The sequence below is a fragment of the Kitasatospora sp. NPDC056076 genome (assembly GCF_042266305.1).
GTDB lineage: Bacteria > Actinomycetota > Actinomycetes > Streptomycetales > Streptomycetaceae > Kitasatospora.
The window spans coordinates 1-13,944 of sequence record NZ_JBHJWG010000018.1 but is presented as its reverse complement, the minus strand read 5'-3'; the positions used below and the strand labels follow the sequence as shown (position 1 = coordinate 13,944).

Below are 13,944 nucleotides of genomic sequence, written 5' to 3'. Positions count from 1 at the left end.
CCCGGCGTGTCGGGCTTACGCCCGGCCACACCGCTGTGGCACGGTTGCCTTTTTGCCACGTCATCCGTCGACGTCGCGTCTGGGTGCCCCGGCCGTCCTCGCACGCGGAGTGTTCGCGACGATCCGGGACCGGCGTCGCCGTGCGTGCCCGCTCAGTGGCTCTTCGTCAAGCTGCCGGTGAAGGCACAGTCGACAAGTCGACCCAAGGCTCGGGCTTTACGAACAGTACTCCATTCGTGGCATCCGAAGGGGCGGCTCGCCGCTCAAGTCTCCCGCGATTCACGGGAATCTCAAGAGCGCGCGCCCCCAACGGCGGACCACCGGCGGATGAACGGTGATCATCTTCACACAATCCGGGAGCGGAGAACCGCATTTTCGTCCCTTGTGTCCTTCTTTGGGCAAGATGGAGAGGCTTGTTCGAGTTGCAGTCGTACGGACCGAGGGATGTTGATGCCGGAGCGGAGCCCCGCCGAGGAGGGCGGCAAGGAGGAGCGCAAGCGGATCGATCTGAGTGTGGCTCAGGTCGTGGCGAGCGCGCTGGCCGCGGTGGTGGGCGCGCTGCTCGCCTCCGAACTCGGCGTGTACGGAACGATCATGGGCGCCGCGGTGGTCAGCATCGGGGCCACCACCGGCGGCGCGGTGTTCCAGCACGTGTTCCGGCGGACCGGCGAGCAGCTGCGCGACGCGGTGGACCGCGGGCCGAACCAGACGGTGAACGGCCTGCGCCAGGTGCCCGCGGAGCAGGAGCACCCGGCTCAGCACACGGCGCACGGGCCGGCCGGGCCGCCGGTGCTCACCTCGGAGTGGAACGCGCCGCAGGTGGTGCGGGCGCGCCGGCGGCTGGGCTGGCGGGGCTACGCGGCGGTCTCCGGTCTGGTCTTCGTCCTGGCGATGACGCCGATCGTGGCGTTCGAGCTGGCCACCGGCCAGCCGGTGTCGGCGACGGTGAAGGGCCGGTCGGGCGACGGGACGTCCTTCGGCGGCACGGTGACGCGCAAGGACCCGCCGCCGCAGGACGTCCCGTCGCAGCGCCCGTCCACCGGGCGCGGCTCGCAGGACGCGCCGTCCGGCGGAGCCTCGGCCCCGGCGACGACGCGACCGGGTCGGGAGCCGACCGCCACCCCGGGCACCGGCGCGAGCGGGAGCGCCTCTCCCTCGGCGGGCCCCGGTGCGAGCCCGTCGGCCGGTGCCTCGCCGTCGGCGGGCGGCTCGGGCAGGCCCACCGGTGAGGCCACGCCGCAGCCGCCCGTGCCGAGCAACGCCCCGGCGAACGCGACGGTGCCCCCGCCCCCGCCCGCCACCGCGACTCCTTAGGGCCGGTCGCCGAACTTAGGCCCCCAGTACCCGCCGCAGGTAGTCGTTGCCGAAGACGCGCCGGGGGTCGACCTCGTCGCGCAGGGCGGTGAAGTCCTCGAAGTGCGGGTAGACGCCCGCCAGGTACTCGGCGTCGCGGGTGTGCAGCTTGCCCCAGTGGGGGCGGCCCTGATGGGCGGTCATCAGCTGTTCCACGCCGGTGAAGTAGCCCTGGTCGCGGGTGCCCCGGTAGAGGTGGACGGCGATGTAGGCGCTGTCCCGGCCGGAGGCGGTGGAGAGCCAGAGGTCGTCGGCGGGGGCGAAGCGCACCTCGACCGGGAAGCTGACCTTCCAGTCGGAGCGTTCGACCAGGGCCTTCAGTTCGCGCAGCACCCCGGCGACGGCCGCGCGCGGGACGGCGTACTCCATCTCCAGGAAGCGGACCTTGCGCGGGCTGGTGAACACCTTGTACGCGGTGTCGGTGTAGCTGCGGTCGGACCAGGCGCGGCTGGCGAGCGAGGCGATCGAGGGCACGGCGCCGGGGAAGCGGCGGCCGACCCGGCAGGCGCCCTCCCAGACGGTGTTGGAGAGGAAGTCGTCCTCCAGCCACTCCTTGAACCGGGGCAGCGGGGCGGCCGGTCCCTGGCTGCGGTTGTTGCGCTTGGTGGCGCAGCGGTCGGTGTGCGGGAACCAGTAGAACTCGAAGTGCTCGTTGACGGCGGTGAGGTCGTCGAGGCGTTCCAGCACCTCGTCGAAGGTCATCGGCTGCTCGTGGGCGGTGAGCAGGAAGGCCGGTTCGACGCCGAAGGTGAGGGCGGTGATCACGCCGAGGGCGCCGAGGCCGAGCCGGGCGCCCTGGAAGAGCCGGGGGTTCTCGGTGGGGGAGCAGTGCCGGACGCTGCCGTCGGCGAGCACGATCTCCAGGGCGCGGATCTGGGCGGCGAGCGAGCCGGAGTCGCGGCCGGTGCCGTGGGTGCCGGTGCTGGTGGCGCCGGCGACGGTCTGGACCTCGATGTCGCCCATGTTGGTGAGGGAGAGGCCCTCGGCGGCGAGCAGCCGGTTGAGGCGGCTGAGCGGGAGGCCGGACTCGACGGTGACGGTGCCGGCCTCGCGGTCGAGCCCGCGGACGGCGGTGAGGGCGTGCGGCCGGATCAGCAGGCCGTCGCCGGGCGAGGCGATGGCGGTGAAGGAGTGGCCGGAGCCGACGGCCTTGACGCTGCGGCCCTGGTCGGCGGCGCGGGCGATCTCCCTGGCCAGTTCCGCCGCGGTGCCGGGGGTGGCGGTCCGGGCCGGCCGGGCGTTCTGGTTGCCGGCCCAGTTGGTCCACCGGGTGGGGGTCGCGGTGCTGGCCTGGGGCATTGCGCTGCCTCCTGCTCCGTGGCCGATCGGGTCGGCGCGGTCCGGTGCGGCCTGGCCCGTCGGATCCCGGGAGACAGGCCCTACCCGCGGGTAGGGCCGCGGGTAGGGCGAGATTAGTCAGTTCACCGTTCGACGTCTACGGGTCGGCCGGGCGTTCCGCCGGCCTGGTCGGTGGGCTGCTGGGCGTCGAGTCCGGCGCGCAGCCGGCCGAGTCCGGCCAGGGCGGCGAGGGCGCCGAGCACGCCGGCGGTCAGCGGGACCCAGTAGCCGGCGGCGGCGCCGGAGGCGTCGATCACCCAGCCCGCGGCGGAGGAGCCGACCGCGACGCCGAGGGCCAGGCCGGTGGTGGTCCAGGTCATGCCCTCGGTGAGCTGGGCGGCCGGGACGAGCCGTTCGACCAGGGCCATCGCGGTGATCAGGGTGGGGGAGATGGCGATGCCGGCGACGAGCAGGGCGGCGCCGACCGCGACGAGTCCGCCGATGCCGTGCACGGCGTGGGCGACCAGCAGGATCGGCACCATGCTGAGCGCCATGAACAGCACGCCGAGGAAGAAGCGCTTCGCCATCGAGCCGGTGAGCTTGACCGCGCCGAACACCACCCCGGCCGCGCAGGAGCCGAGCGCCCACAGGGCGAGGATCACGCTGGAGACCGACTTGTGCCCCTGGGCCTCGGAGTAGGCGACGGTGACCACTTCGACCGAGCCGAAGATTGCGCCGGTGGCGACGAAGGTGAGGATCAGCACCTGGAGGCCGCGGTTGCGGATCACCGAGCTGCCCTGGTGCCGGGCGGCCTCGTGGACCGGGGGCTCGGTGGAGCGCTGGCCGGCGAACAGCAGCACGCCGACGGTCAGGAAGATCCCGGCGAGCAGCACGCCGGCTTCCGGGAAGACGGAGGTGGCCAGGCCGATGGAGAGGATCGGGCCGACGATGAAGCAGACCTCGTCGACCACGGCCTCGAAGGAGTAGGCGGTGTGCAGCCGGTCGGGGTCCTCGCGGTAGAGGTGCGCCCAGCGGGCGCGGACCATGGCGCCGGTGCTCGGCATCACGCCCATGCCGGCGGCGAACACGAACAGCGTCCAGTCCGGTGCGCCCAGCCGGGCGCAGAGCAGCAGGCCGACGACGGAGCCGATGGTCAGGGCCATGGCCGGGACGATGATCCTCGCCTGGCCGTGCCGGTCCACCAGGCGGGAGACCTGGGGGCCCAGGACCGCCGCGGAGACGGCCAGGGCCGCCGAGACCAGTCCGGCCACGCCGTACGAGCCGCGCAGTTGGGACAGCATGGTCACGATGCCGATGCCGGTCATCGAGATCGGCAGCCGGGAGACGAAACCGGTGGAGGAGAAGGCCACGGTGCCGGGCGCGGCGAATATTCGGCGGTAGCTGGACAGCACGGGAGCTCCGGGCAGGGGGGTAAGGAACAAGTCTGGTCTAGACAGCTTACGTACGTTGGCAAACGGTATTTTCCGGACGCCCGCGCGGCCCCGGCGCCGGTGCCCGGCCCCTCAGTGGCAGGATCGGTGCCATGTCCGACGCGCGCAAACCCTCCTCCTCCGGCGCCGCCCCGTACGACGCCCTGCTGCTGCTGTCCTTCGGCGGGCCCGAGGCCCCCGAGGACGTCGTCCCGTTCCTGGAGAACGTCACCCGGGGCCGCGGCATCCCCAAGGAACGGCTCAAGGAGGTGGGCAAGCACTACTTCCTGTTCGGGGGCGTCAGCCCGATCAACGAGCAGAACCGGGAGCTGCTCACCGCCCTGCGCAAGGACTTCGCCGAGCACGGGCTGGACCTGCCGGTGTACTGGGGCAACCGCAACTGGGCCCCGTACCTGGTGGACGCCCTGCGGGAGATGGCCGGGGCCGGCCACCGCCGGATCGCGGTGCTCGCCACCAGCGCCTACGCCGGCTACTCGGGCTGCCGCCAGTACCGGGAGAACCTGGCCGACGCGCTGGCCGTCCTCGCCGAGGAGGGCGTCCCGGTACCGACCGTCGACAAGCTGCGGCACTTCTACCACCTCCCCGGCTTCGTCGAGCCGATGATCGACGCCGCCCTGGCCGCCCTGGCCGAGCTGCCCGAGGCCGTCCGGCCCGGTGCCCGGCTGGCCTTCACCACCCACTCCATCCCGGACGCGATGGCCGAGACCTCCGGCGCCCCGGACGACCCGGCCCGGGGCACCCCCGGCGGCGCCTACGTCGCCCAGCACCTGGACGTGGCCCGGCTGATCGCCGCGGCCGTCGCCGAGCGCACCGGCGTGGCCGACCGGCCGTGGCAGCTGGTGTTCCAGAGCCGCAGCGGCGCCCCGCACACCCCGTGGCTGGAACCGGACATCTGCGACCACCTGGAGGCCCAGCACGCCGACGGCGCGCCGGCCGTGGTGATGGTCCCGATCGGTTTCGTCTCCGACCACATGGAGGTCAAGTACGACCTCGACACCGAGGCCGTCGCCAAGGCCGCCGAACTGGGCCTGCCGGTCTCCCGCGCGGCCACCGTCGGCGCCGACCCGCGGTTCACGGCCGCGGTGCGCGAGCTCGTCCTGGAGCGGGCCGCCGTCGAACGCGGTGAGGGCGTGACCCGCTGCGCCCTCGGCACCCTCGGCCCCAGCCACGACGTGTGCGCGGTGGCCTGCTGCCCCAACCCGCGCGCCCCGCGCCCGGCCGCCGCCGAGCGCTGACCCCTTCCGGAGGAGAATCCCGTGCCCACCCCCGCCCAGCCCGACGACCGGCTCCTCGACGACCTGCTGGAGGTGGCCCTGGACGCGGCCCGGCGGGCCGGCGCACTGCTGCGCGACGGCCGCCCCGCCGACCTCGGCGTGGCCGGCACCAAGAGCAGCCCGGTCGACGTGGTCACCGAGATGGACCTCGCCTCCGAGAAGCTCGTCGTGGAGCTGATCGCCGAGCGCCGCCCCCAGGACGGCTACCTGGGCGAGGAGGGCGCCGAGCGGCCCGGCACCAGCGGGGTGCGCTGGGTCGTCGACCCGCTCGACGGCACGGTCAACTACCTGTACGGGCTGCCCTCCTGGGCGGTCAGCGTGGCCGCCGAGGTGGACGGCCGGGCCGTCGTCGGGGTGGTGTACGCCCCGGCCCGCGGTGAGCTGTTCCACGCCGTGCTGGGCCGCGGCGCCCACCTCGACGGCCGGCCGGTCTCGACCCGCCCGGCCCCGCCCTGGGGCCAGGCGCTGATCGCCACCGGCTTCAACTACGTCCAGCCGGTGCGGGTGCGCCAGGCCGAGGTGCTGCTGGCCCTGATGCCCGAGGTGCGGGACGTCCGCCGGGCCGGGGCGGCCGCCGTCGACCTGTGCGACGTGGCCGCCGGGCGGCTGGACGGCTACTACGAGCGGGGCCTCGCCCCCTGGGACCGCGCGGCCGGCTGCCTGATCGCCACCGAGGCCGGTGCGCTGGTCGGCGGCCGCCCCGGGCACGGCCCGGACGGCGAGCTGACCGTGGCCGCCGCCCCGGGCGTGTACCAGCCCCTGCAGGAGCGGCTGGCCGCGCTGCGCGCCTGGGCGGACTGACCAGGCCCCGCGAACCCGGAGGGCCCCGGTGAGAACCCTCCGGACATGCGAAGAGCCCTGGCACACGGGGGATGCCAGGGCCTTGGGGTTTCGCACGGCCCCCGCAGGGCCGCTGGTGCCGGAGTGCCGGCGTCGGGTCAGGCGGCGGTGCGGTGGCGGTCCAGCACGGTGTCCACACCGTGCTCGGCGGCCAGACGACGGAGGTCGTCCAGCTCGGACTGCTCCACCTCGGCGAGGAACTCGTCCCCGGCCTCGATCGCGCGGTGCAGGTCCTGCTCGGCGTTGGCTATGCGCTGCAGGATTCCGGCCTTGAAGGCGTCCATACGGGCCCCCTTACTGTGTCGGACGTGCACGGTCGTGCGCTCTCCGCCCCGAGGAGGGTCCAGCCGGTGAATGCGCCCGGTCCGACGAGTGGTGGATCTCCGGTCGGGCGCGGAGACGGCCCTTCGGCCGCTCCCGGTGAATTCCCAGCCCCAGGGCCGGCGCGGATGAACGCACGGCGGGTGGGTGCGATCGGCCAACAGCCAGATCGCGGGTGTGCAGCTGTCCTCCCCGCCCGGGGAGCCGGGAAACCTCCCGGCGGAAGAAAGTTGCCCGTGTCACAGTCCAAGCGGAGTTCTCCCGACACGAACGGTCACCGCCGAGGGGCCCGGGCCTCCTGCCCGAGGGGCAGCTTATCGCTGCTTTACCGCAGGACCAGGCAGGATGGAGCCACCGTCGGAGCCGTGCGTCCGCTTCCGGGGCCGGCCTGGAGAAGGGACAACGACCGTGCGGGTTCTCGTCGTCGAGGACGAGCAGCTGCTCGCCGAGGCTGTCGCGACCGGCCTGCGCCGCGAGGCGATGGCCGTCGACGTGGTGTACGACGGGGAGGCCGCGCTCCAGCGCATCGCGGTCAACGACTACGACGTGGTGGTCCTGGACCGCGACCTCCCGCTGGTCCACGGCGACGACGTCTGCCGCAAGGTGGTCGAGCAGGGCCTGGCCACCCGGGTGATCATGCTGACCGCCTCCGGCGACATCAGCGACCGGGTCGAGGGCCTGGAGATCGGCGCCGACGACTACCTTCCGAAGCCGTTCGCCTTCAGCGAACTCGTCGCCCGGGTAAGGGCGCTGGGCCGTCGCGCGACCGTCCCGCTGCCCCCGGTGCTGGAACGGGCCGGGATCTCGCTCGACCCCGGCCGCCGCGAGGTGATCCGGGAGGGGCGCACCGTCCAGCTCGCCCCCAAGGAGTTCGCCGTCCTGGAGGTGCTGATGCGGGCCGGCGGCGCCGTCGTCTCGGCCGAGCAGCTCCTGGAGAAGGCCTGGGACGAGCACACCGACCCGTTCACCAACGTCGTGCGGGTCACCGTGATGACGCTGCGCCGCAAGCTCGGCGACCCGCCGGTGATCGTCACCGTGCCCGGTTCCGGCTACCGGATCTGACCGGGACCCGCCCCCCGGAGTCCGTCCCCCCGTAGTCCGGCCCGCCGGACTCCGCCCCGGGATCCGCCCCCGAGGATCCCCCGCCGTACCCAGCGCCCGCCCCCGGCGGACGCCCGAGAGGACCATCATGACCACCCCGCCGCCCCCGGCCGGCGGGCCCTCCGGCGCGCCCGCCGGCGGCCCGCGAGCCGTTCCGCCCAAGCCCGTGCACCCGCCCCGCCAGTCCCGTCCGCACCAGCCCGAGACCTACGTCCCCGGTGACGGCCTGCTCGCCTGGCTGCCGTTCCGCCCGACCATCCGGATGCGGCTCACCCTGCTCTACGGCGGCATGTTCCTGATGGCCGGCGTGGTCCTGCTGCTGGTCATGTACTTCTTCGTCCAGCAGTCGCTCCAGGAGGTCGGCCAGCCGCACCTGAGGCTCACCGGACCGGGCATCTCCGTGCTCACCCCGGACGGCCAGGTCCTGACCAACCAGAACGCGCTCGACCAGTGGCTGAACGACAACAAGTCCATCCAGGCCGCCGCGGCGCTCAACACCCTGCTGCGCAAGCTGCTCACCGTGCTGGTCTGCCTCGCCGTGATCGCCTTCGCGGCCGGCTACGCGATGGCCGGCCGGGTGCTGCGCCCGCTCGGCCGGATCACCCGTACCGCCCGTGACGTCGCCTCCTCCGACCTGCACCGCCGGATCGAGCTGGACGGCCCGGACGACGAGCTCAAGGAGCTCGCCGACACCTTCGACGACATGCTGGACCGGCTGGACCGCTCCTTCGACTCCCAGCGCCGTTTCGTCGCCAACGCCTCGCACGAGCTGCGCACCCCGCTGGCGATCAACCGGACCCTGCTGGAGGTCCAGCTCTCCGACCCGGCCGCCTCGCCCGACCTCCAGCAGCTCGGCAAGACCCTGCTGGCCACCAACGAGCGCAGCGAGCAGCTGGTCGAGGGCCTGCTGCTGCTCGCCCGCAGCGAGAACGAACTCACCGACCGGCGCGCCGTGGAGCTGTCCGAGGTGGCCACCCGGGCGCTGGAGCAGACCCGGGGCGAGGCCGACAAGCGGGAGGTGGAGCTGCGCTCCAGGCTCGACCCGGCGGTGGTCGCGGGCAACGGCGTGCTGCTGGAGCGGCTGGCGCTCAACCTGCTGCAGAACGCGGTCCGCTACAACACCGCGGGCGGCTGGGTCGAGCTGGCTACCGCCACCGTGCCGGGCGGCGGCGAGCTGGTGGTCTCCAACACCGGCCCGGTGGTGCCCGGGTACGAGCTGGAGCACATCTTCGAGCCGTTCCGCCGGATCAAGGGCGCCGACCGCACCCGCAGCGACAAGGGGGTCGGTCTGGGCCTGTCCATCGTCCGCTCGGTGGTGCGCGCCCACGGCGGCACCATCGAGGCCACCCCGCGCTCCGGGGGCGGCCTCACCATGCGGGTGCGGATTCCGTCCCCGTAGCCGCCCCTGGGGCCGTTCTGCGCCCTCTCGGCCCCGGACGCTGCCGCGTTCCGTGGGCGACCGTTCCCGGCCGCCCCCGCCAGACCGTCAAGACGACATAAGGCCTGGCGGGGGCGGCTTGTCTTTTCCGGCCCCAGCAACTTACGGTGTCGTAACCTACGCAACCGTAAGTGCGTCCGCCGGTTCGTCCGCCGACGGCTCCGACACGACGCGTGCCCGCCCAACGCGCCCGTCCAGCGCGTGTATCCGTCCCCAGGAGCAAGCCCGTGACCATCGCCCCTGTGCAGAGCAGCCCCTCGCTCGGATCGAGCGGCTGGACCGACGCGCGGCTGATCCTGGCCCTCGAAGAGGTCGTCGAGAAGGAGCTCAACCGCCACCTGACCGTGGCCAAGGAGTGGATGCCGCACGAGTTCGTCCCGTGGAGCCAGGGCCGCGACTTCGACGGCGTGCTGGGCGGCGAGGCCTGGGCGCTGGACCAGTCCCAGGTGACCCCGCTCGGGCGGGTCTCGCTGGTGGTGAACCTGCTCACCGAGGACAACCTGCCCAGCTACCACCACGAGATCGCGACCATGTTCGGCCGCGAGGGCGCCTGGGGCACCTGGGTGCACCGCTGGACCGCGGAGGAGGGCCGGCACGGAATAGCCATCCGCGACTTCCTGCTCGCCACCCGGGCCGTCGACCCGGTGGAGCTGGAGCGGGCCCGGATGTCCCACATGTCGGAGGGCTTCGAGTCCGACAACGCGCACAGCATGCTGCACTCGGTCGCCTACGTGGCCTTCCAGGAGCTCGCGACCCGCATCTCGCACCGCAACACCGGCAAGTACGCGGGCGACCCGCTGTGCGACCAGCTGCTGGCGAAGATCGCCAACGACGAGAACCTGCACATGGTCTTCTACCGGAACCTGCTGAAGGCCGCCCTGGAGCTCGCCCCGGACCAGGCCATGCGCGCCATCGCCGACGTGGTGATCGACTTCCGGATGCCCGGCCACGGGATCCCCGGTTTCGAGCGCGCCGCCGCCCAGATCGCCATCGGCGGGGTGTACAACCTGCGCATCCACCACGACGACGTGCTCCAGCCGGTGCTGCGCCACCTGCGGGTGATGGAGATCGACGGCCTCGGCCCCGAGGGCCTGCTGGCGCAGAACGAGCTGGGCGTCTTCCTGGACGGGCTGGACGGTCAGGCGCGCAAGTTCGAGGAGCGCCAGGCCGCGCTGCTGGCCCGCCGGGAGGCGCGCCGCAACGCCGGCTAGGGCGTCTCCGGGGGCGCTTCCGCCGAGCCGTCGCGCCCCCTGAGGGAGGGGGCGGAGTGGGTGGATTTTCCGTGGTTTGCCCCGGAAGATTCTGAACGTGACCAAGCTCACACCGTGTCGCTCCACGATTCCGGGCGACCCCGGAGAGTGATCACCCCATCGGGGGCGCCGATCGCCGTCCGTGATCGGATTCCGGCCTGCCGCTGGTCCGTCGGATTGGTCGGCATCCCTGGTGGGCAAGGGATTCGACGGACACCTGTACGGGGTTCGCTCACTGTGAGTCGCCGGTTCGGAGGGCGCGCGAGGGGTCGACGATGGCCCTGCGTGAGGCCTTTCGCGCCCCGGAGGATCACCCCAACGGAGCCCTGGCTGAGTGTCGATTGAGTAACGGGGCTTGAAGTAAGGCAAAATCTCCGCCTCGGGTCGGGCACAAGACCGACCCCCCATGCGTTACGTGCGCTGGAGATACCGCACACACCGCACAAACCCGGAGGGGGAGAGCGACAATGGCAACCGACTACGACACCCCACGCAAGACCGACGACGAGCTCAACGAAGACAGCATCGAGGAGCTCAAGGCTCGGCGGAACGACAAGGGCGGCGGCTCCGTCGACGTCGACGAGTTCGACGCCGCCGAGGGCATGGAGCTTCCCGGCGCCGACCTCTCGAACGAGGAGCTCGCCGTCCGTGTCCTGCCCAAGCAGGCGGACGAGTTCACCTGCATGAGCTGCTTCCTGGTCCACCACCGCAGCCAGCTCTACAGCGAGAAGAACGGCAACCCGATCTGCCGGGACTGCGGCGCCTGAGCACCGCAGCGGACAGCGCCAGGTGCCCGTGGCTCCCGCGGCACCGGCACACCGCCCCTTCCGGCCCCGGGCAGCGGGGCCGGACGGCAGGTCCGCGGCCCGTCCTGGCGGACGGACCCGGGAGGACGGAGTCGGTCGGCCACGTGCCGGCCAGGACAAAGTCGTAGGGACGGTCCCGCAGCAGCGGAACCGTCCCTCTCGGTCTTTCGGGGCCCGTTCACGGGGCCGGCGGGCGCGTCGGTCAGGTACGGGCGCCGCGCCGGGCCTCCTCCAGGGCCTCGGCCAGCTTCATCGGGGAGCGCGTCGACAGGTAGAGGTACGGCGTCGGGTCGGCCGGATCGCTCACCTCGACCCGCAGCGCCGTCGGGACGTAGCTGCGCAGCAGCATGAAGGCGCGGGGATCGGCCTTCGGACCGCGCCAGGCCGCCGCCTCGGTGGGGCTCAGCGCGTGGGCGGCACCCAGCGCGTCCACCGGGATCCGGGCCGGCCCGGCCACCAGCGAGCCCTGCACCACGCGGATCCGCGCCGAGCCGTAACTGCTGATCGCCACCGCGCCGATGGCGATGCCGGCCACCAGGCCGACCAGGGCGGCCGGCCCGCTGACCCGGATCAGGATCAGTGCCAGGGTCAGACCGACTGCGACCGGGAGCAGCCACCAGGAGCGAGGCACCGTGAGGCGTTCGTCGTACATGCCCTCCATTGTGGGCGCCCTGACGCCCGGCTCGGGACGCCACCCCCACCGGAGGTCTTGCTACCCCTGGGTAGGCTGGCGAGCCGTGACCGGTACGACCACCCCCACCACCCCCGCCGACCGGCCGGCGCCCGCGTTGCCGCCGACCCCGACCACCCCGCCGCCGGACGCCGTGATCCCGGAGCGCCACCCCCAGGCGCCCGCCCCCGGCACCCGCCTCGGCTCCCACTACGAGCACTGCTTCGGCTGCGGCCCCCGGCACCCCGGCGGACTGCGGATCGACGCGGTCGCCGGCGAGGGACTCGACGTCACCGCCGAGTTCAGCGTCCGGGACGTGCACCAGGGCGGCCCCGGGCTGGCCCACGGCGGGGTTCTCACCACGGCGATGGACGAGACCCTCGGAACGCTGAACTGGCTGCTCCACGCGCCCGCGGTGACCGGCCGGCTGGAGACCGACTTCCTCAGCCCGGTGCCCGTCGACTCGGTGCTGCACCTGCGCGCCTGGATCACCGGGGTGCACGGCCGCAAGATCTACAGCGCCGCCGAGGGGCGGATCGGCGGCCCCGACGGACCGGTCGCCGTGCGTGCGCAGGCGCTCTTCATCCAGGTGAAGCTGGAACACTTCACCTCGCACGGTCGACCCGAGGACATCGAGAAGGTCCTCGACGACCCGGATCTGATGAAGCGCGCACGAGCCTTTGAGGTGAACCCTTGAGCGAGACCCCCCGTCCGCAGCTGGACGTCCTGATCAGGCGCATCGACGCCGAGCTGCCGCTGCCCGAGTACGCGCAGCCCGGGGACGCCGGTGCCGACCTGCGGACCACCGTCGACGCCGAGCTGGCCCCCGGTGAGCGGGCGGTGCTCCCCACCGGCATCGCCATCGCCCTGCCGGACGGCTACGCGGCCTTCGTCCACCCGCGCTCCGGGCTGGCAGCTCGTTGCGGAGTTGCCCTCGTGAACGCCCCGGGGACGGTCGATGCCGGGTACCGTGGAGAGATCAAGGTGATCGTCGTCAATCTGGACCCGCGCGAGGGGGTCAGCTTCCGCCGAGGGGACCGGATCGCCCAGCTGGTCATCCAGCAGGTCGAGAAGGCCCGCTTCCACGAGGTGGCCGAGCTGCCGGGGTCGGCACGCGCCGAGGGTGGGTTCGGGTCGACCGGTGGCCACGCCGCGGTCTAGCATTCCCGCGGCCTCGCAGGAAGCCGAGCAGGTATTCGCATCGGTCTTGGACCGGGAAGGACAGTGACCGTGTTCCGTCGTCGCCAGAAGAGCGAGGACGCTGTCGAGCAGCTCGCCGACGACGCCATCAGCGCCGACGAGACGGCCGATGACGTCGAAGGTTCCGCCGAGAGCGAGAACGTGACCGAGCTGGACCCGGCCGACAAGGTCGGCCTCCCGCCGGCCCCGCGGCCGGACGGCCCGTGGGACCACACCGAGCTGGAGACGCCGGAGGAGGGACGGGTCGACCTCGGGGGTCTGCTGGTCCCCGGCGTCGAGGGCATGGAGCTCCGCGTCGAGGTCGCCGGTGACGCGATCGTCGCGGCCACCCTGGTGCTCGGCAACAGCGCCATCCAGCTCCAGGCCTTCGCGGCCCCGAAGTCGGAGGGCATCTGGGGGGAGGTCCGCGAGGAGATCGCCAACGGCATCACCTCGCAGGGCGGTCTGATCGACGAGGAGGAGGGCCCGCTCGGCTGGCACCTCCGTGCCCAGGTCCCGGTGCAGCTGCCGGACGGCACCCAGGGCGTGCAGCTGGTGCGCTTCGTCGGCTGTGACGGGCCGCGCTGGTTCCTCCGCGGTGTGATCTCGGGCCAGGCCGCCGTGCAGCCCGAGATGGCCGGCATCCTGGAGCAGGTCTTCCGGCAGACCGTCGTCGTCCGCGGCGAGACCCCGATGGCTCCGCGCGACCCGATCGTGCTCAAGCTCCCCGAGGACGCCCAGATGGTCGCCGACGGTGGCGGGGCCGCCGCCGCGCCCGAGGGCGAGGGCCGCTACGGCTCGCTCGACCCGTTCGCGCGCGGCCCGGAGATCACCGAGGTCCGCTGACCGCCTCCTCGGTCGTCACTGCTGATCGCCTCCGCCCGGACCCCGGGCGGAGGCGATTTGCATGTGGCGGGTCGGTCCCCGTACAGTTCCGGAGTCGCCGCGGGAGACCGGGGCGACAAAGCGGAAAGTGAATCCGA

14 protein-coding genes are annotated in these 13,944 nt (G+C 72.9%); 10 read left to right on the top strand and 4 right to left on the bottom strand.

The genetic code is table 11. The features are described from left to right. The first annotated feature begins 450 nt into the window (after window positions 1-450). On the top strand, window positions 451-1,314 hold the full coding sequence (locus ACFC1T_RS17155) for a hypothetical protein (protein WP_375889236.1): 864 nt from the start codon (window positions 451-453) through the stop codon (window positions 1,312-1,314). A gap of 15 nt (window positions 1,315-1,329) precedes the next feature. On the opposite strand, the gene ACFC1T_RS17150 is transcribed toward ACFC1T_RS17155, so the two are convergent. Both ACFC1T_RS17150 and ACFC1T_RS17145 read right to left on the bottom strand, forming a co-directional pair. Beyond that, window positions 1,330-2,652 carry a D-arabinono-1,4-lactone oxidase gene (locus ACFC1T_RS17150; RefSeq protein WP_375889233.1) on the bottom strand — a complete coding sequence of 441 codons (1,323 nt, stop codon included), beginning with the start codon at window positions 2,650-2,652 and terminating at the stop codon, window positions 1,330-1,332. Window positions 2,653-2,774: 122 nt separating this feature from the next. Then, complete coding sequence (locus tag ACFC1T_RS17145; protein WP_375889230.1) at window positions 2,775-4,043, bottom strand: MFS transporter; 1,269 nt, start codon at window positions 4,041-4,043, stop codon at window positions 2,775-2,777. 131 nt (window positions 4,044-4,174) lie between these two features. On the opposite strand from ACFC1T_RS17145, the gene ACFC1T_RS17140 reads away from it, so the two are divergent. Then, window positions 4,175-5,317 (top strand): ferrochelatase, encoded by a 1,143-nt coding sequence (locus tag ACFC1T_RS17140; protein WP_375889227.1) that lies wholly within the window; start codon window positions 4,175-4,177, stop codon window positions 5,315-5,317. 21 nt (window positions 5,318-5,338) lie between these two features. Then, on the top strand, window positions 5,339-6,157 hold the full coding sequence (locus tag ACFC1T_RS17135; RefSeq protein ID WP_375889225.1) for an inositol monophosphatase family protein: 819 nt from the start codon (window positions 5,339-5,341) through the stop codon (window positions 6,155-6,157). 137 nt (window positions 6,158-6,294) lie between these two features. On the opposite strand, the gene ACFC1T_RS17130 is transcribed toward ACFC1T_RS17135, so the two are convergent. Beyond that, the gene (locus ACFC1T_RS17130) at window positions 6,295-6,480 is read right to left on the bottom strand and encodes a hypothetical protein (protein ID WP_030285471.1); all 186 of its coding nucleotides are present in this window, start codon (window positions 6,478-6,480) and stop codon (window positions 6,295-6,297) included. Window positions 6,481-6,925: 445 nt separating this feature from the next. Between ACFC1T_RS17130 and ACFC1T_RS17125 the strand changes: the two genes are divergently transcribed. The 4 genes from ACFC1T_RS17125 to ACFC1T_RS17110 all read left to right on the top strand — a co-directional run bounded on the left by ACFC1T_RS17125 (window position 6,926) and on the right by ACFC1T_RS17110 (window position 11,073). Next, complete coding sequence (locus tag ACFC1T_RS17125) at window positions 6,926-7,579, top strand: response regulator transcription factor (protein WP_063349384.1); 654 nt, start codon at window positions 6,926-6,928, stop codon at window positions 7,577-7,579. 127 nt (window positions 7,580-7,706) lie between these two features. Further along, window positions 7,707-9,017, top strand: a complete 1,311-nt coding sequence (locus ACFC1T_RS17120) for a sensor histidine kinase (protein WP_375889220.1) — start codon at window positions 7,707-7,709, stop codon at window positions 9,015-9,017. 266 nt (window positions 9,018-9,283) lie between these two features. Then, on the top strand, window positions 9,284-10,267 hold the full coding sequence (locus ACFC1T_RS17115) for an acyl-ACP desaturase (RefSeq protein WP_375889218.1): 984 nt from the start codon (window positions 9,284-9,286) through the stop codon (window positions 10,265-10,267). Between the two features lie 506 nt (window positions 10,268-10,773). Then, window positions 10,774-11,073, top strand: coding sequence for a DUF4193 domain-containing protein (locus ACFC1T_RS17110; RefSeq protein WP_030057692.1), 300 nt, complete (start codon window positions 10,774-10,776; stop codon window positions 11,071-11,073). A gap of 241 nt (window positions 11,074-11,314) precedes the next feature. Here ACFC1T_RS17110 and ACFC1T_RS17105 read toward each other — a convergent pair whose 3' ends face one another. After that, on the bottom strand, window positions 11,315-11,764 hold the full coding sequence (locus tag ACFC1T_RS17105; RefSeq protein ID WP_375889216.1) for a DUF3093 domain-containing protein: 450 nt from the start codon (window positions 11,762-11,764) through the stop codon (window positions 11,315-11,317). A gap of 136 nt (window positions 11,765-11,900) precedes the next feature. Here ACFC1T_RS17105 and ACFC1T_RS17100 point away from each other — a divergent pair, with 136 nt between their 5' ends. From ACFC1T_RS17100 to ACFC1T_RS17090, 3 genes are all read left to right on the top strand, one after another. Next, on the top strand, window positions 11,901-12,479 hold the full coding sequence (locus ACFC1T_RS17100) for a PaaI family thioesterase (protein ID WP_375889447.1): 579 nt from the start codon (window positions 11,901-11,903) through the stop codon (window positions 12,477-12,479). Beyond that, complete coding sequence (gene dut, locus ACFC1T_RS17095) at window positions 12,476-12,943, top strand: dUTP diphosphatase (RefSeq protein ID WP_375889214.1); 468 nt, start codon at window positions 12,476-12,478, stop codon at window positions 12,941-12,943. Before ACFC1T_RS17100 ends, dut begins: the two co-directional genes overlap by 4 nt. A 69-nt stretch (window positions 12,944-13,012) precedes the next feature. Next, window positions 13,013-13,807 (top strand): DUF3710 domain-containing protein, encoded by a 795-nt coding sequence (locus ACFC1T_RS17090; RefSeq protein WP_375889212.1) that lies wholly within the window; start codon window positions 13,013-13,015, stop codon window positions 13,805-13,807. Window positions 13,808-13,944 lie beyond the last annotated feature (137 nt).